Here is an 18,154-nt window from a genome sequence, read left to right as displayed (position 1 = left end):
GAACAGACTCCCATGGTTGTTCAGTAATCACATAAATATCTCCTAAATTTAATTTTGCTTGCGCTACGATTTCATTTTCGGCATTAGGAAATTCAATGATATTTTTTAGCATTTCTATTGCTATACTATGCTCATCCAAATAAAGTGCGTGAAGTAAAGCTTGCTGTCGATAAGCTTCTAAAGTGTAATGGGATAAACCTATTTCTTGAATCAAATTTTTATATGAGGTTACTAAATTTCTTATTGCAGCAGTATCTATAGGAAAGTGATTCTTAATTCTTATTTCTTGAGTTTTTATCATCAGCTGTTTGGCCTTGATATAATTTCTTGAATTTGGATAATTATCCACTACATATGAAAAAATCATTTCTGCAACTTCGTAATCATTATTTTCAAAAGCTAATTCACCAATTTCTATGCTATTTTTTCCTTCTAATTGATTTCTTTTGTCTATTGCTCGAGCCTGAACGAAGGCACCATAAAAATTTTCTAATTGAAGATTGGCCCAAATCAAAAGATCAGAATACATATCCATCTCTTTAGTCTTTTGCATTTGTTCCATTATCTTTTCGACAAAGGATTCTAATTCTTCCTCTTCAGTTAAAGACAATTGAAGCATATTTTTTACATATCGCAAATTCCCTGGTCTTTCAATAGCATACTTTAAATATTCATCTACCATTTTATCTTTTTGATTGCTATATCTGTATAATGTGGCTAATTGTATAGCAAATGCATTTGAATCCCTCATTATTTCACGAGCTGCTAAATAAAGCCGCTCTGCATATTCGCGATGTTGTTTGTTGATAAAAAATTGAGCTGCTGATCGAAGATTACCTAAATTTTCGAGGACTTGACTTTCAATGTCATTATAGGCTCTTTCTGCTTTTGTACTATCATTAATGGTGATATAAAAATCCACAAAATCTACCTGATAGCTAATATTATTCGGAAAAATCTTATTGACAGACTTTAAATACTTTTCTGTCTCTTTGTTGTATTGCTTTGCATACAGAATTTCTAAATAGTTATTGTGGATAAAGGAAATGTTTTGTGGCGATTCTGCTAGTTCGCGATAAATTGAAATTGCTTTTTCATATTCACCTTCTTGATAATATGCATTAGCTAAACCGATTTTTTGATTGGCCTGTCCATAGCAAAATATTGTTGTCAAAAATAAATATGTAAATAACCAATATTTCATTTTTCTCTGCTTCTTAATTCCGTATGCTTTTCCACACACATAATATTATATTATTTAATTATATATAAACTATTATCTATTGTTAGGCCTGTTGATATGTTGATAAACTCCTGTTTTCATTTATCTAAATGATATTTGTAGATGAAATGTAAATAACTTTTTCTTTTATTAACTTCTATACTCTTGAGATTTAACTAATTAACATATTCTCTAATAAATGTGTATAAAAATATTTTAATGTAAGTTGATAAATTATGTGTGGATTAAGTTGTCAATATATCTGACTTTTTAAGAGTTATGCTTACTACTTATCAACTTACCTAAGCTTTCACTTAGTTGGTGTTTATTAATGTTTATAAATCGTCAACTTGCCCACCCTTATCCACTTCATTATCCACACTTAAATTAAAGTTTTTGTCAATTACTTCCCAGTTAGCCTTAACAGTAATTATCTCATCATAGTAGATATAATCCTCTTCTTTTTTTAATGTAAAAGGATTTCCTGCATCCCATAATTGATTATTGTTTATATCTTTTATTAGTCGTAATCTATATTTACCTGGCTTAACATAATTAAATTGATAATCTTTCTGATTAACAAGGGTATCCACTACTTCATAATTCTCTTTCATAAGTTCTATGATAAATGAAAATTTTGCACCTGTTACGCTACCTTTAATTAAACCATGCTCATCAGGTTTTATAAAGCTTAGTGGGATAGTAGTTCTATTTGTTGAGTCTTTTTCTATTCCTAAAAATGCCGATTTACCTAAATATATTTTTAATTTTCCATTAGCCCCCTGTTGACTTGTAGCTCCTTTTAATTCATTAATTGTTAATGTATTGTCATTTGACATATTTTTTTGATCTTTCTTTTCTCTGTTTAATGAGTCATTTACAGTTATGCTATCAGAATCTATATTATTTACTATTGTATCAGACTTTTTCTTCTGATTAATTTTATTGAGACTGTCTATAATGTTATTAACTTTTTTTTCCTCTAGAAATGTCTTTAATGTTATAGTTTTTTTGTTAAAGTTTAATTCGATATCAGAAGAAGTAAATGTATAAATAGGAATGGAATCAATTCTTAATTGTATAGAATCATAGTTTATTGTTTGAACCGGTTTTGATAGTTTTATTTTAAATTCTTGATTTCCTGATTTAATTGTCGAATTTGGTTTTTCTGTAATTTTTATACTATCATTTGATATCCTACTCTCTCTAGTTTTAAAGTAAACTGTATCTCTCCTCATTGATCCAATTGAATCGGTTGCATTTACAATAAGAATTGTTGAGTCAGTTTCATAATTTAACAATGGAAAGTTTTCTTTATATATTTTTAAATATGAAGAGTTTTCAATGTTGTTGGTGTATATATGATCATTAGAATCTTTTGGATTGATAATATGATAATAGCTCAGACCTTTATTGTATTGTATTAAAAAGTCTTTACCAACAGGGCTGTATTTTTTAAGCTTTAATGTATCTTCATTTCTCCTGTATGTATTGATATCTATTTTATCTATACTATCTTTTAGATTAATAACCTGTGAGTGGAAACCAAATGCTTCAGTTTCTGAATTATTAATTAAATTATCATTCTTATCGTTAAATGCATATAATTTGTATTCTCCACCTTTTAGGTTTTGCATTTTATAATTACCTTCTTTATCTGTTGTCGTAAAATAAACAGGTTTCCCCTCTCTTAAATTTGTAGTGTCATAATTGTTTGAATATAGGCCGACTATAAAACCTTCCTTCGGTTCATTGTTGTGAATATCTATTACAGTTCCTGAAACTTCCAAGGAATCTAAAAAAGGACCAGTACTAAATGCTATTACAGGATTTTCCCATAAATTTCCTTCTGTTATATCTTTTAAGGCTTTTCTGAAATTAAAAGTATAGGTGGTAGAGTCTTTTAGTTTTTCCTCTAATGTGATTATTAATTCTTGTTTTTTTAGAGTTGCTTCATACTCAATATCTTCTCGAGGAGTTATTATTAGTTCCTTTTCTAATTGTTCAAGTTTCATCCATTCGTTGAAGAATAGTTTTATTTCATTCCCGCTAAAATTTATGGACTGATCCTTAGGTGAAGATTCGTAAAGAATGGGAGCTTTTTCATCTTTTTCACCACCAGTAGGGCTCTGTACAGTTGCACAGGCATAAATAAATATTACAAATGAAAGTGATACTAATTTTCTAATCATTTTTTGATGACGTAAATAAGACTTGAATAATTATTTTTATTATTATTGGCGTAAGTATTTGATTTATAACCAGTTATGAAAGAACTTAGGAATTTATTTTTCTTAAATTTATATTTATTGCTCAGTAAACTGATATAATATGCATCTAATTTCATAGGATATATTTGTTTGATTTTTAATCCATGTTTAAGCATTAAAGTTTTCATAGTATCCTGACTAAAATGGTATAGATGACGCGGGACATCATAAGCCGCCCATTCTTCCCCAAATATTGATTCTTCGTAGCTTTCAATGTTAGGAACAGCAATTATAATTTTCCCTTTTTCTTTTAGAATAGTTTTTAAAGTCTTTATCGTAGAATTTAAATCATGTATATGTTCCAAAACATGCCATAGAGTTATAATATCAAACTTCTTATTTTTTAAGTCTAATTGTTCAATGGTTTCCTTTACTTTTACCTTTTGCGAAGCTAATTCTCTTGCCTTATCATTAGGTTCTATTCCAAATGTTTTCCAGCCATCCGATTTCATTGTCTCAAGTAGATAGCCCGTTCCACATCCATAATCCAATATTCTTCCCTTCTTGTCCTTTGCAACTGAATTAATCAATTTCTTTTTGGTGCTTAAGGCATATTTTCTTGCAATTTTATATATAAGGTTGATGGGCGAGTTAGCTTTATCTGAATGCGATATATATTCTTCAGATTCATAATATTTACCTATTTCATCTTTGTCCGGTCGTGGATTAGTAAAGTGAAAATTACAATTATCGCAAACCATAATATTAAAGCTTTCTTTACTAACCGAATGGTCTTTTACAACCATATGGTTTCTTAAATTAGAGGCACTACAAACGGGACATTCGCTAAGTTTTTCGTACATATCTATCGTCCTAAATAAACCATTAATATTGAGACATCCGCAGGAGTTACCCCGCTTATCCTTGATGCTTGACCTAATGTCTGTGGCCTCACTTTTCTAAATTTTTCTTTTGCTTCAGCTGATAATGCAGGAATTTGATTAAAATCTAAAGAGTCTTTTATTTTGAGATCTTCTAGGTTTTTCATTTTCTCAATCAGCTGGTTTTCTTTTTCAATATAGCTTTCATACTTTATATGTATCTCTGAAGCTTCTATAACTTCTTTACTATATCCATTAATCATCTGATTTAATTCAGTTTCTATTTGTTGTAATTCCTTAAAGCCAATTTCAGGTCTTTTTAAAATACTATATGCATTAGTTTTCTCTTTTATTGGAGTTGAATTAACCTTAGATAAATTATCATTTACATTGTTAGGTTTAACTTTATGAGACTTTAAGTTTGCTATGAATGTATCTATATGAGATTGTTTTTCTTCAACATGCTTCATTCTTTCATTTGAAGCTAAACCTATTTGATGACCAAGTGGCGTCAGTCTAACATCTGCATTATCTTGTCTGAGTAGAATTCTATGTTCAGCCCTTGAAGTAAACATCCTATATGGCTCTTCTGTGCCTTTATTGATTAGGTCATCAATTAAAACTCCAATATATGCTTCTGATCTGGTTAGAATAAAAGGCTCTTTACTATTTATTTTTAAATGGGCGTTAATCCCAGCCATTAATCCTTGACAAGCGGCTTCTTCGTAACCAGTAGTACCGTTTATTTGCCCTGCAAAATATAAGTTTTCAATAAGTTTAGTTTCAAGAGTATTTTTTAATTGTGTAGGTGGAAAAAAGTCATATTCTATAGCATATCCTGGTCTGAACATTTTTACATTCTTAAAACCTTCAATTTCTCTAATTGCTTTATATTGAATATCCTCTGGGAGTGAAGTAGAAAAACCATTTACATATACTTCTACTGTATCCCATCCTTCAGGTACTACGAAAATTTGATGTCTATTTCTCTCAGCGAATCTATTAATTTTATCCTCTATTGAAGGACAATATCGAGGACCTAATCCTTGTATTCTACCATTAAACATGGGAGACCTTTCAAAGCCCTCTTCTAATATTTCATGAACTAAAGGGTTTGTATAGGTTATATGGCAACTTCTTTGTTCTTTAAGTCTTTTTGTCTCATTAGAAAACGAAAACTTTTCTGGGTTTACATCTCCCTTTTGCTCTTCTATAATGCTGTAATCAATTGTCCTTCCATCTACTCTAGGGGGCGTTCCGGTTTTCATTCTACCGGATTCAAAACCTAATTCCTCTAGCTGTTCTGTTATACCTTTTGAGGCTCTTTCTGCTGATCGACCTCCTCCAAATTGTTTTTCTCCTATATGGATTAAACCATTTAAGAATGTTCCATTTGTTAAAACCACAGCTTTTGCTCTGATTTTTAAACCCATACTGGTTTCTATACCAGTGATTTTATTGTTTTTGACTATGATTCCCGAGACCATTTCTTGCCAAAAGTCTAAATTCGGAATTCTTTCTAATTGCAATCTCCATTCTTCCGCAAAGCGCATTCTATCATTTTGTGATCGGGGACTCCACATTGCAGGCCCTTTAGACTTATTCAACATTCTGAATTGGATCATAGATTTATCTGCTATTATTCCAGAATAACCGCCTAAGGCATCTATTTCTCTTACAATTTGCCCTTTTGCTACTCCGCCAACGGCAGGGTTACATGACATTTGTGCGATGGTGTTCATATTCATTGTAGCTAACAAAACCTTGGAACCCATATTAGCTGCCGCCGCGGCTGCTTCGCATCCTGCATGACCCCCTCCTACTACAATTAAATCGTAATCTTGAAACATATAAATTATATTGTTCAGTGTTCCACGTGGAACACTAGATTTCTACTTTAAGTTTTTTTATAAATGTTCCACGTGGAACATCTAATTTTATTATAATAATTCTAAAGCCTTATCTTCTGCTAATCTCATCTCTTTCTTTTCTGAATCTGTTTTGTCTTTAAATCCAATAAGATGTAGCAATCCATGTGCCATAACCCTTGTCAATTCTTTAGTGAAAGCAATATTTAGTTTTTTTGCGTTTTCAGTTATTCTATGTATGCTTATAAATATGTCAGATTGTATGTTCTGCCCTACCTCTTCTTGCAAATCAAAAGTGATTATATCAGTATAAGTATCATGATTTAAATATTCTAAATTGATTTTATGCAAGTATTCATCAGAGCAAAATATATAGTTAAGCTCTAATATTTCATAATCATAAGCAATAGCTAATTGATTAAGCCAAGACTTGTGTTTTTTAAGCTTTCTTAAATCAAAATTGCAATCTTCCTTAAAGAAATGAATTTCTTCCATTAACTGATGTAAAAACTTAATTTGACTTTTTTACCATCATCTTCAAAACTCAATTCATCACTCAATGCTTTCATTAAGAATATCCCTCTTCCACCAGGTTTATCTATGTTTTCAGGAGCAGTTGGATCAGGTAGTGAATTATAATCAAAACCCTTACCTTCATCTGATACTTTAAAAACAATGCTGTTATCTTCCATGTTTAGTGATAGATAAACGTTTTTGTCCTTATTGCCTTCGTTTCCATGAATAATGGCATTGTTGACAGACTCAGTAACAGCGATCATGATGTTGCCGTAAATGTCATCATTTAAATCAAACTTCTCTTTTGCATTGTCTATAAAGCTCTCAACTATTCTGATGTTCTCATTAAGAGATGGAATACTTATACTGATTTCACTCATCGTATTAGGTTTTCTTTAGATTTTAATCGGTTATAATACTTATTTATTTCGCTCTTATAATAAGGCGTGAAATTGGGCGGAACATTTCTTAGTTGCTCAATTTCCTTTTGTTTCTCCTTTATATATTCTTCAAAAGCGTTAGGAATGTGTCTGCTATCGTATTCTGTTGCGGTTTCACCCTTTCGCTCATCCTTTTCTTCTTGCTCTTCTCTTGCTTTTTCAGATTCTAATAAACGGGTAACTATTTTCTGTTGTCTTTCGATTAACTGGCGATCTAGTCTTTTATTCACTAAATCGTCTTCTATTTTCTCCATTTCTTCTGATATAGTTCCAGCATTTCCCCCATCTTCTTTCCCTCCATCTTTTACCTCTTTCCCCATTTGTTTTTCCATTTCCTCTGCCATTTCTCTTAGCTTAGCTTGTTCTCTTGCCAATTCTCCTAATTTTTCAGAAAATTGCCTCCCATGTTTTTGACTCTCACTAAGTTCTTGTGTCTTCTGATTGATAGACTCTTGCATTTGGGATAGACTTGGGGTTTGTTGGTTTCCTTGTGACTGTTCACCCATTCCCATGGAAGATTGCATTTGCATCTGCATCTGCTCTAAAACATCATCAAGCATGAGAGCTAGGTTGTTCATGGAGGTCATGGCAAATTGTTGTTCGCCTATTGCTTTACCATTTTCTCTTTCTCTTAAGGCCTTAACACTTGATTCCATAGACTCATTCATCTGATCCAATTCCTTGTTAATGAAATTTTTCAATTGAAATACACGCTCGGAAAGTGAAGTAAGACTATCTTCTACTATTTTAGCATCGTCTTGCATGGCCAGTTGTTTTTCAGATAATGTGATAAAGCGAGGATCGCTTGGATTAACTTCTCTGAAACTTTTCATTAGATTTTCCTGCCTGAATGATAGTTTTAATAGGTTATCTACTATATTTCTTAAATCATCGATGTTTTCTTGCAACATTTCCATTTCCATGCTTATTTGCATAGAGGATAGCATCTCCGACATTTCTTTCATTTCTTGAGACGATTTTTTCTGTTGCTCACTCGCCCCACTCTTATCATTTTGTTGTATTTCTTGAAGAGTATTTTGCTGACTTAAATCTATCTCACTTTCCTGTTCTTTAGTGTCTTGTAAAGGGTTAGGTTGTTTTAATGATTGATTTCTTTTTTCAATATTTCTTAATTCTTCTTGGAGCTCTTCAAACTTCTCTTTTACCTTTTTTTGTTCATCTAAAGCTTTTTCTTGTTCTTCTTTGGATTCAAAACCGTTTTGTTCTGTATTCTTTTGAGATTTATCTTCTTCAATTTTGGAAGCGTCCTCTTTATTTGTTATGTTTTCTTCTGCTAAAGCTTTCTGCTCTTTTTCAAGTTCTTGAAATTTCTCCCCTACTTGCTTCATATCATATTGAATCTCCATTCTTTTAAAAAGCTCCATAAGTCTTTCCATCTCTTTTAGCTTATTTTTTTCTTGCTTTTTAAGATGCTCAATAGACTCTCGAAATTCATCGGATTGCTTTTGTTCTTCTAGAAGAGATTTAATTTTTTCCATTAACTCTTCATTTTCATCTTGAAGCATTTCTTCCATTAAACTTTCAAGTTGCTTAGACTTTTCTTCTAATTTGGAATCTTGTTTATTAAAACGATCTCTTTTTGCTCGGTTTTTCTCTAATTCGCTTTTAATTCTTTCTAATTCCTTTCTCCTATTTTCGCGTTTCTGAAATATCTCTTCAATTAACTTCTTATCTTCCCAATCTAAATTTCTTTTGGTTTTAAGAATTTCTTCTAATTCTTCCAACTTTTTATTGGCTTCTAAAGTTGATTTAATGCTCTCATCTATCTGGTATTCAGTGTTTTGACTAGTTTTTTTAATTTCTTTTTCTATAGTTCGTTCATTGGGTAATTGGAAAATATAGGTTGAGCTTTTAGAGTATTTAGCACCATTGATTCCGTCATTATCTGCAACCTCTACAAAGTATTCTATTTTTGCTTGACTGTCTTTAAGTAAAGAATCCACTTCCCATACCTTAAAATATTTTTGGTTTAATATCTTTTTATCGAAAGAAAGAGGTATTGATCCATTTTCTATTGTTTCTCCATTTTGAATTTTTCTGTAAACAATTCTTAAGTGTGAGAATCCATAATCGTCACTTATTTCCCCGGCAAGTGCCACTTGTCTAAAATAGGTGCTATCATTAATGGGATTAAGATTTATATCAGGAAATTTATCTTTGATTACTTCAATTGAATAGTCTATATATTGAATATAATCTGCTTTAACATTAAATAAGTTCAATTTATAGGTTGAACTTTCGGTCAGAGTTTTGGATAGATTAAATGTATTATCGGTAATTTTTATAAACTCACTTGTGTCCTTATTCATTTCAATTGAAATACGGTCACTTGATTTACTTTTGATTAACCATTTAGCCTGGGTCCCTTCCGGAACAATCAGATTACCGGAATTACTTACTCTCTCTGTTTTTGTTCCTATGTAGTTAGGATAATCAAGCGAAATATTCATATCCTGAACTCTCGGTTTTTCGAACACTTTCAGCTGATAAGTACCAGAATTAAAACCAGCAGCCTCAAGTTTAAAATTCAAGTTCTTTTGAATATTTTTTATTTCAAACTGATATTCATTATTTGAAATGGTTTCAAACTTCTGCTTTATACCATCTTTGTTGATAAATAGCTCGTTTGGTAATTCATTACCTTCTAGTTTTACTTTTAGACTAAAATTCTCTCCTTTAAACCCTTTTAATTCATCATTCTCAATAAAAAAAGTAAAAGGCGCTTTGGGAATAAACTCTTCATTAAATTTAATGATTCGATAGCTCCCTTCTGTGATCATATTGGGGGAAAACATTAAAATTAATCCGATAATTATAGAGGGAATGACTACATAAGGAAGATAGCCAGCATTTGAATTTTTAATACTTATACTTTCTTTAAAATTTAATAATGATATTTTTTCATACTTCTGATTAATACTAGCGGTAATCAGACTATTTTCACGTGTAGTTATATTATTTAACTGAATGATATTCAGTAATTTATCGCTAATTTCAGGAAAATATTTTCCTATCTGTTTTGCAGCTTCAGTATCACTTAAATGTTCTCCATTTCTTAATAAGTGATAGCTAGGAATAAATATATAGCGGATCAAGAAATAGATAATACTTATAGCGGAAATAGAAAAAACTATAGTTCTCGCAGAACTTCCCATTTGAAATTTATACTCCAACCAGCTAGTGATTAATAGAATAAAAAGGAAAAAAGCTAAATTGAATATAAAGCCTTTTACTATTTTATTTAAATAGTATTTGCGTTTATAAGCTTTTAACTTATTTAGAATTTCCGCTATGTTGCTGTTTTGCTTCACCTGAGTAGTAACGGGAATTTTAAAACAATGATTTCCAATATTTTATCAGTCTTATGTAACATCCAATTCTATTTTTACCGGACAATGGTCAGAATGTTTTACATCCTGTAAAATATCAGCTGATTGAAGTTTATCAATTAGGTTTTCAGTTACCATATGATAATCAATTCTCCAACCCTTATTCCTTTCTCTTGCTGCAGAACGATAACTCCACCAACTATATTGGTCGGGTTCTTTATTCAAATGCCTGAAAGTATCAATAAAGCCATCATTTAAGAAATTAGTCATCCATTCGCGTTCTTCAGGTAGAAACCCAGAACTATTTTTATTACGAACGGGATCGTGAATATCGATTGGCTGATGGCAAATATTATAATCACCACAAATTAACAAATTGGGAAAATCCTTCTTTAATTCTTGTACATAGCTTCTAAAATCTTCCAGCCATTCCATTTTAAAATTCTGACGAGGGTCACCGCTAGATCCGCTGGGCATATATGTACTTATTACAGAAAAATCATTATAATCCGCTCTAATTACACGGCCTTCTCTATCATATTGTGCCATTCCACAGCCAATTTCGACATTATTTGGTTTTAATTTAGTAAATATACCTACTCCACTATATCCCTTTTTTTCAGCTGAATGTAAATAGATATGGTATCCTAAATCTTGGAAAACCGAAAGATCAATTTGATCTTCATTGGCTTTTAGTTCTTGAAGGCAAAAAATATCAGGTTGTTCGTTTTTCAGCCATTGGCTGAGACCTTTTCTTTCTGCTGCCCTTATTCCATTTACGTTATAAGAAATAATTTTCATGTATAAGTCATCAAATTAAAATTCTAACCCAATTTCTTGCTCAAAATACTCAATTACATGCATTTTAAGCAATTTTTCTTGTTCTAATAAGTCAAAATGAGGAAGTTTTTTAATTCTCTTCCAATGTGGCCATCCGCTTTCGTCAACTCCTTCCAATTCATAAAAACCTGAAAGACTTAAAACTTTGCATATTGCAATATGCATTAAATCTTGTTTTTCCTCTTTGCTGAAATTATGAGGTCCTTTACCTAACTCTTGAACTCCTATTAAAAAAAGGATGGCGTTTAAGTCTTTTGGCTTTCTGCCAACCGAATCTTTTAAGGCTAATCTAAGAGCCTGCCATTTTCGTTCAAGATCAAGGTCTTTTTTAATCATTCTGATTTCCCTTCAAATATTCCCAGTATTCCACGGCTCTTCGCAAATGTGGGATGACAATAGTCCCGCCAATCAGATTAGCGATTGAAAATACTTCAAAAACTTGTTCCTCCGTAACGCCCATTTCATAGCATTTTCCTAAATGATAGCGAACACAATCATCGCAACGTAAAACCATGGAAGATGAAAGTCCAATCATTTCTTTGGTCTTTTTGTCTACACTGCCTTCAGCAAAAGCATTAGTGTCAAGATTGAATATTCGCTTAAGGATTTTATTATTGCTCCCCACGATTTTATCGTTCATTTTTGCGCGATATTCGTTGAATTCTTCTACTTTATTCATAAATTAAAATCACTATCAATTTTGATAACTTAAATTAACCTGCAAAGTTAGCCGTTGTGAACTTACGAAACCAAAACTTTCCCCTAATTGTGTCAGATTTTCTTTCATTATTTTTTCCTAATTATTGCAGTGTCTGCAATTTAACTTTATCTAAGTCCGAAAATCTTGTTTGCAGCCACTGCCTTTCTAATGTAAATGAGACTAACCTCCATCTAGACCAGCCAAATCAACTTCATAGAAGGTTTTTTGAAATTCCCAATTTGAAATATGCTATGTCTTACGCCTGGTTTCAAAAGGATACAGTAATTCAACATCTTTTACACCAGTTGAAATATGAAGGAAACGAAGCGATTGGGCTTTTGTTGGGGGAAATATATGGTGAAGAATTGGCTCAGTATTACACTGATAAATGGGATATGATTACTTGTGTGCCTATTCATTATAAAAAAGAAAGAAAAAGAGGATATAATCAAAGTTATAGGATTGCAGAAGGGATGAGTTTAAGCCTTAAAGCCCCTTTTATTCCCTTATTGGAAAAATCAGTAAATAGGAAAAGCCAAACTAAAAAACATAGAATTCAGAGGTTTGATAATGTTGAGTCTACTTTTCATCAAAAAAACTCACAAGTAAATTTAAAGAATAAGCGGATTTTACTAGTAGATGATGTATTAACAACTGGTGCAACTTTGCAAGCATGCAGTCAACCGCTCCAAAAAGCTGGAGCGGAAATTTCAATTGCTACTATTGCCAGCACAAGAAGTTAACCAGAAAACTCATATAAATTTCCGAGTTAAATTAATTCTTATTTATGGAATTCAACATCGCAACCACATGAGTACCTAAAGTTTCAGCTACTATTTTTTTATATTCTGTTGAATTAGTAAACCCACCATTGTGGTTGAAAAATGCTGTCATTACATTTCCCCAATCACTATTTTTTGGCATTATAAAACCAAACTCCTCTCCTGTTTTATCTCCTGCCGGATGCCTCTTAATATTATTAGTATTTTCAATTGCAGTCAAATAAGATGAAAAATCAAGATATGTGAAATAATTAGGGTTTTCATTTACCTTTTGGTAACAAGCCTCAAAAGAATTTACGATTTCAATTTTTAATGATGGAAATTGACTGTTTTTTAATTCTTTAGCTCTTTTTTCATGGGTAGTTCCTTTTTGTACTATAATGGTCATACCTGAAAAATCATTTGCGATATTATTGAAATTGCTTAAATCTTTAACAGCTTTATTGGTTAATAAAATGGAAACATTAGAGAAAAATGATGGGCTAAATTGAATCTCTTTTTTACGAGCATCGGTTATAGTAACATCTGCTAATCCAAATACCCCGCCCTTTGCATTTTTAACACTGTTATAAAACTCTGTAAAATCAATGGCGTCATTCGGTTGATGATAATTGACATTCAAATTAACATTATGTTCTGTAGAAACATACTTTGCAAACTCATCCCAAATTTTTATGCAAAGACCATCTAATTCATTCCCGTCTTTGTAAATAAATTTGCCTGAGTAATTGTAGGTAAGGGTTACATCTGCAGAACCATTTGCTTTAGCCGATTTCCAGGTATCACCGGTAAGCTGGGCCTGAAGATTTACACTAATAAAAATTATGGCGATGAGTAATATTAAATTTTTCATATTTCTAAAATTTAAGAGTTACATGCTATATTAAATTCGTTCAATTTAATAATTGTCAATACTGTTTAAAACGAATATAAAATTATTTTCGTTCTATTTTATGAATTTAATAAAAAATGTGTTCTTAAAAAAAGATAATTTGGGTGTTAGTTTTTTAACCTAAAATGCAGTTTATCGGACTTCAGAATATAGCTTATAGAAGAGATGTTATAATTGGTGTATTAATATTTAGTACTGATCGAACGGGCTCGATTAACAAGAGGTGAAATAAATTGAGACTGATTAAAGAAATATTATCCTACGATTTAATCTTTTCCAATATTAAATCTTGATGTTGCAGGTAAATAATAAGATTTTCCAAAACAATATCAGCGCCTTCTTTATCTTCTTGCTGGGCTAAAACCTTTTCACAAACTCTATAAAGGACTTGCCTTGAACTTAATTCATGGCTCTTAGCTACTTTTAAAATTAAATTTGTGATTTCTTCTTCATTTAAAGCTCCTTCCGGTAGTTTATCCAAGCTTTTAATTTCTGATTTTAAGGCTTCAACTTCTGCCAGGCGAGTAGGCTGTTTTGATAAATAATCACCTTTTCCTTCTTCAGCGCCAGTTGATTGACTTTTCATAAATTCATTTAAGTCTTTTAAAGTATCTTTTTTCTTTGCCATGGTTATGAAATTTTAGAGATGTGACAGGATAGCTTTTGTAATGGGTAAAAATTCTTTTTCTGCTAAGATGGTGCTGAAATTAGCAAATATATTTTTTGCAGGCACTTTAACTTCCAAAATTTCAGCATCTAATTCGGAAAGTGCGTCTTTAACCGTTTCAATTTTAGTAGAGGAATGCACTCTATTAGGTAAAACTAATATTTTTAAATGCTTATTTTCTTCAAGAGCGGGTTTTATATCTTCTACGGTTTGGTAGGTGACTAATAAATCGTTGGGGGTAAGGCTAGTTGGAACAATAACTAAATCGCTATTCAAACTCAATTTTTTAATATGTTCATCGGTGGTTTTTCCTGCGCTATCTACCACGATAAAATCCAAATTTTTGGTTTTTAATTGTTCGATGTCTTTTAGAGCTTTATGATCCTCAGAACCAATAATTGGAAAAACTGCTGATTCTTTTGCACCTGTTTTATAAAGCTCCATTTTTCTTAATGTATTGAGGGTATAGTTAGTATCAGTTTCCAACATAGCTAGAGAATAACCTAAACTGTGCAACATGGTAGCAAAATGGATGGCGCTGGTAGTTTTTCCTGTACCGCCCTTTCTTGAGATAAATGAAATTATTTTTGTCATATCAATAAATGAATATCAATAAAAATACATAGCTGTAACCCTTTTTCCAAATCTAGGTTAAAAATGGAAAAAAGATAATGAAGAAAACTTTTAATATCGAAGAAATAAACGAATTGATCAGAACAAGAAGATCTATTTATCCTGCACAATACACAGGGGAAAAAGTGGATGACAATATAATAGAGCAAATGTTGGAAAATGCCAACTGGGCTCCAAACCACAAGCATACCGAACCGTGGCGCTTTATAGTTTTTACTGAAAATGGCTTAGATCAATTAGGAAAATTTCAATCAGATATTTATAAGCAAGTATCAACAATAAAAGGTAATTTTGATGAAGCCAAAATGGAAAAACTTAGAAATAAACCATTAATGGCATCTCATGTGATTGCAATAGGCATGAAAAGAGATGAAAAACAAAGTATTCCTGTTGAGGAAGAAATTGCTGCAGTAGCTTCAGCCGTTCAAAACATGCAATTAACAGCAAGCGCTTATGGTGTGGGTTGTTATTGGGGTTCAGGAGGAATCACTTATATGGAAGAAGCCAAAAAAGCATTGGGCCTTGAAAAAGAGGATAAACTATTAGGCTTTCTATATGTAGGAATACCTAAAGAGGGTTTCTGGCCGGAAGGTAAAAGAACACCTATCAATGATAAAGTTAATTGGGTTAAAGGATGAATGAATATTTAAAATACTTACCGATAATTATTGGCTGGCTAATCTTTGGCATATCACACTCAGTATTAGCTTCAAGTCTTATAAAAGACAAGCTTAATTTGAGGCCGCTAAATTTTCGCAGGCTTTATAACATCTTTTCAATATTTGCCGTGCTTTTCATCTTTATATTAGGAAGTACTATCCGACCTGAATATTTATTTCCTAATGATAAAACAAGCCAAGCAATTGGTTTGATCATTGCCACATTTGGGTTTTTACTTGTAAAATTGGCTTTCAGACCTATTAGCTTCTCTGAATTTATGGGAATAAAACCAGAACAAAAGCAACACCTAATTACCAGTGGAATTTATGCTCGTATGCGGCACCCACTTTATACTGCCTTAATTTTAGGAGTTATTGGCTTTGTAATTTTTAGCCCTACTTACACCAATTTAGTACATGCTATATGCATATTGATTTACCTTATCATAGGCATTCATTATGAGGAAAAAAGGTTAATAGCCCATTTTGGTAAAGAATATGAAGATTATAAAAAGCAAACTCCTATGCTTTTTCCTACCTTGAGACGATAAACATTTGATTTGAAAAACTTAAATGTTGGCACTTTTTAATTTGAAAAAGGGTTAATAAGTTTGTTTGTACCTGCTATTAAGGACTTTCATCGAAAGATGTTATGAAAAATAAAAAATAAGCAGGTAAAAATTTTACTTTTTATGTTAGCAAACTACATTTGAAGTGTATATTTGCGCCACGAAATTTTAAATTCCTTTATGGAACTTATTCAAAGTAAGCACTTTAGTCAAGAACAAATCGATCAGTACAAGGAGGAATTCGATTCTTCCAAACCATTTCACCACCTTATCCTGGATGACTTTTTGTCAACGGAGGTTGCAGAAAAACTCCATAATTTCTTTCCGGAAGATGAGCTTTTCAATAAGCCTAAAAAGGATAAGCATGAAAATAAGTTAGAGGGTGATAAGTTTGAGGAATATCCTCGCCTATTCAACCTTTTGAAGGAAGAAATTGCAAAACCGCAATTTTTGGAATTCATTGAAAAGGTAACGGGTATTAAAAATGCTTTTATCACTAATGATGGTTTTGGAGTAGGTATTCAAAAAGGTAAAAAAGGATCTTTTGAAGATGTGCATATTGATTTCAATATTCATCCGGAAAAGGATGTACAAAGAAGACTTAACCTTCAACTTTACCTAACCCCAAGATGGAAGCCAGAATGGAATGGTGCTTTAGAAATGTGGAACGATTGTGTTTCCAAATGTAAAAAAGCAGTTTCTTGCAGGTTCAACAGAGCGGTAATTTTTGAGGTGAAAGACACTTCCTATTATGGCTATACCAAACCTTTGGAATGTCCTGATAGAGAGGAAAGAAAAATGTTTTCTGCTACTTTTTATACTAAAAAAGAAACGGAGAATATAACATTTCACGATACGATTTTTCCTGAGCACCAAGAGGAAAAAGTGCAACCATCATTTTTTCAAAGTATTAAAAAAGCTTTAAAAGTCGGTTAATAGAACAATATGTCTAAAGTCTCCACAACAGAAATTACTTCAGATTCAATAGCTTCTGACAATCCAATTCATCAGAGATTATTGGCAGCATATGTATATGCACAACCTCAGATTGAAGGGGATTTATTGGAAATTGGATGTGGAACTGGAAGAGGCTTGGAAATTTTAGTCAATTCGGCAGACCATTATACAGGCATAGATAAATATAAAAGCCTTACTGATGAATTGCAGAAGGAATATCCAAATGCGTATTTTAAAGCAATGCATATTCCACCTTTAACAGGGATTGAAGATAATAGCTTTGATACAGTTGTTTCATTTCAGGTAATTGAGCATATAAAAGATGATAAAAGCTTTTTGCAAGAAATTCATCGAGTATTAAAGCCAGGAGGAAAAGCCATTATTTCTACTCCTAACAAAAAAATGACCCTTACTCGTAATCCCTGGCATGTTCGGGAATATTTTGCTCCTGAATTGGAAATACTTTGCAAAAGCATATTTTCTAAAGTGGAAGCTAATGGTATTGCTGGTAATGATAAAGTGATGGATTATCATGAGAAAAACCGTCAATCAGTTAAGAAAATCACCAAATTCGATATTCTTAACTTACAATATCGTCTTCCAGCGCCTTTACTAAGAATTCCTTATGAATTTTTAAACAGAGTAAATCGTAATAAATTAGACCAGGCAGATAATGCTTTGGTAAAATCTATTACGGTAGCGGATTATTTTGTAAATGAAAATGCCGCGGAAAGTCTGGATTTATTCTACACTTTAGAAAAGTAACTTTTATAATGCCAAAGGCATTTGATGTTAACCACAAAGTGACACAATGACATTCACTAAGTCCACTGAGATAAAACCAGCAAAAACAGATTACTTTTTTATCATGTTTAATAGTGACATGATCAAGAATCAAAAACACGAAAACGCAGTTTTCATGATGTGAAATGAATAGTCAATTCATCTTTTGTTTTCTTTTGGCTCTT

At 31.7% G+C, this 18,154-nt stretch carries 18 protein-coding genes; 5 read left to right on the top strand and 13 right to left on the bottom strand.

Annotated elements, in window-relative coordinates; all coding sequences use genetic code 11:
* From Q0L29_RS01265 to Q0L29_RS01220, 10 genes are all read right to left on the bottom strand, one after another.
* On the bottom strand, window positions 1–1,174 hold a 1,174-nt coding region (locus Q0L29_RS01265; RefSeq protein WP_296618448.1), incomplete at its 3' end, for a tetratricopeptide repeat protein.
* Window positions 1,175–1,557: 383 nt separating this feature from the next.
* Complete coding sequence (locus tag Q0L29_RS01260; protein ID WP_296618447.1) at window positions 1,558–3,414, bottom strand: Ig-like domain-containing protein; 1,857 nt, start codon at window positions 3,412–3,414, stop codon at window positions 1,558–1,560.
* Window positions 3,411–4,295 carry a class I SAM-dependent methyltransferase gene (locus tag Q0L29_RS01255; RefSeq protein WP_296618446.1) on the bottom strand — a complete coding sequence of 295 codons (885 nt, stop codon included), beginning with the start codon at window positions 4,293–4,295 and terminating at the stop codon, window positions 3,411–3,413. The genes Q0L29_RS01260 and Q0L29_RS01255 overlap by 4 nt, the downstream gene beginning before the upstream one ends.
* A 2-nt stretch (window positions 4,296–4,297) precedes the next feature.
* Entirely contained in the window at window positions 4,298–6,163 is a 1,866-nt protein-coding gene (gene mnmG / locus Q0L29_RS01250) for a tRNA uridine-5-carboxymethylaminomethyl(34) synthesis enzyme MnmG (RefSeq protein WP_296618445.1), read from the bottom strand.
* A 90-nt stretch (window positions 6,164–6,253) separates the two neighbouring features.
* Complete coding sequence (ybeY, locus tag Q0L29_RS01245; protein WP_296618444.1) at window positions 6,254–6,676, bottom strand: rRNA maturation RNase YbeY; 423 nt, start codon at window positions 6,674–6,676, stop codon at window positions 6,254–6,256.
* Window positions 6,676–7,077 carry an ATP-binding protein gene (locus Q0L29_RS01240; protein ID WP_296618443.1) on the bottom strand — a complete coding sequence of 134 codons (402 nt, stop codon included), beginning with the start codon at window positions 7,075–7,077 and terminating at the stop codon, window positions 6,676–6,678. The genes ybeY and Q0L29_RS01240 overlap by 1 nt, the downstream gene beginning before the upstream one ends.
* Window positions 7,074–10,331, bottom strand: coding sequence for a DUF4175 family protein (locus Q0L29_RS01235; RefSeq protein ID WP_296618442.1), 3,258 nt, complete (start codon window positions 10,329–10,331; stop codon window positions 7,074–7,076). The genes Q0L29_RS01240 and Q0L29_RS01235 overlap by 4 nt, the downstream gene beginning before the upstream one ends.
* A 189-nt stretch (window positions 10,332–10,520) precedes the next feature.
* Window positions 10,521–11,288, bottom strand: coding sequence for an exodeoxyribonuclease III (locus tag Q0L29_RS01230; RefSeq protein WP_296618441.1), 768 nt, complete (start codon window positions 11,286–11,288; stop codon window positions 10,521–10,523).
* Between the two features lie 15 nt (window positions 11,289–11,303).
* Window positions 11,304–11,663, bottom strand: a complete 360-nt coding sequence (locus Q0L29_RS01225; protein WP_296618440.1) for a hypothetical protein — start codon at window positions 11,661–11,663, stop codon at window positions 11,304–11,306.
* Window positions 11,656–12,006, bottom strand: a complete 351-nt coding sequence (locus Q0L29_RS01220; protein WP_296618439.1) for a carboxymuconolactone decarboxylase family protein — start codon at window positions 12,004–12,006, stop codon at window positions 11,656–11,658. Before Q0L29_RS01220 ends, Q0L29_RS01225 begins: the two co-directional genes overlap by 8 nt.
* Before the next feature lie 89 nt (window positions 12,007–12,095).
* Here Q0L29_RS01220 and Q0L29_RS01215 point away from each other — a divergent pair, with 89 nt between their 5' ends.
* Window positions 12,096–12,770 carry a ComF family protein gene (locus tag Q0L29_RS01215; RefSeq protein ID WP_296618438.1) on the top strand — a complete coding sequence of 225 codons (675 nt, stop codon included), beginning with the start codon at window positions 12,096–12,098 and terminating at the stop codon, window positions 12,768–12,770.
* 31 nt (window positions 12,771–12,801) lie between these two features.
* Here Q0L29_RS01215 and Q0L29_RS01210 read toward each other — a convergent pair whose 3' ends face one another.
* From Q0L29_RS01210 to Q0L29_RS01200, 3 genes are all read right to left on the bottom strand, one after another.
* On the bottom strand, window positions 12,802–13,662 hold the full coding sequence (locus Q0L29_RS01210) for an ABC transporter substrate-binding protein (protein ID WP_296618437.1): 861 nt from the start codon (window positions 13,660–13,662) through the stop codon (window positions 12,802–12,804).
* Between the two features lie 298 nt (window positions 13,663–13,960).
* Window positions 13,961–14,329 (bottom strand): hypothetical protein, encoded by a 369-nt coding sequence (locus Q0L29_RS01205; protein ID WP_296618436.1) that lies wholly within the window; start codon window positions 14,327–14,329, stop codon window positions 13,961–13,963.
* Between the two features lie 12 nt (window positions 14,330–14,341).
* On the bottom strand, window positions 14,342–14,962 hold the full coding sequence (locus Q0L29_RS01200; RefSeq protein WP_296618435.1) for a ParA family protein: 621 nt from the start codon (window positions 14,960–14,962) through the stop codon (window positions 14,342–14,344).
* A 77-nt stretch (window positions 14,963–15,039) separates the two neighbouring features.
* Here Q0L29_RS01200 and Q0L29_RS01195 point away from each other — a divergent pair, with 77 nt between their 5' ends.
* From Q0L29_RS01195 to Q0L29_RS01180, 4 genes are all read left to right on the top strand, one after another.
* A complete protein-coding gene (locus tag Q0L29_RS01195; protein WP_296618434.1) occupies window positions 15,040–15,639 on the top strand; it encodes a nitroreductase in 600 nt (199 codons plus the stop codon).
* Complete coding sequence (locus Q0L29_RS01190; protein ID WP_296618433.1) at window positions 15,636–16,211, top strand: isoprenylcysteine carboxylmethyltransferase family protein; 576 nt, start codon at window positions 15,636–15,638, stop codon at window positions 16,209–16,211. Before Q0L29_RS01195 ends, Q0L29_RS01190 begins: the two co-directional genes overlap by 4 nt.
* Window positions 16,212–16,409: 198 nt before the next feature.
* Window positions 16,410–17,165, top strand: coding sequence for a 2OG-Fe(II) oxygenase (locus Q0L29_RS01185; protein ID WP_296618432.1), 756 nt, complete (start codon window positions 16,410–16,412; stop codon window positions 17,163–17,165).
* 9 nt (window positions 17,166–17,174) lie between these two features.
* Window positions 17,175–17,951 carry a class I SAM-dependent methyltransferase gene (locus Q0L29_RS01180; protein WP_296618431.1) on the top strand — a complete coding sequence of 259 codons (777 nt, stop codon included), beginning with the start codon at window positions 17,175–17,177 and terminating at the stop codon, window positions 17,949–17,951.
* Window positions 17,952–18,154: the final 203 nt, after the last annotated feature.

The sequence above is a fragment of the Marivirga sp. genome (genome assembly GCF_024636815.1).
GTDB lineage: Bacteria > Bacteroidota > Bacteroidia > Cytophagales > Cyclobacteriaceae > Marivirga.
Note: the sequence above shows the minus strand (reverse complement) of the source record. Positions and strands in the feature narration are given on the sequence as shown.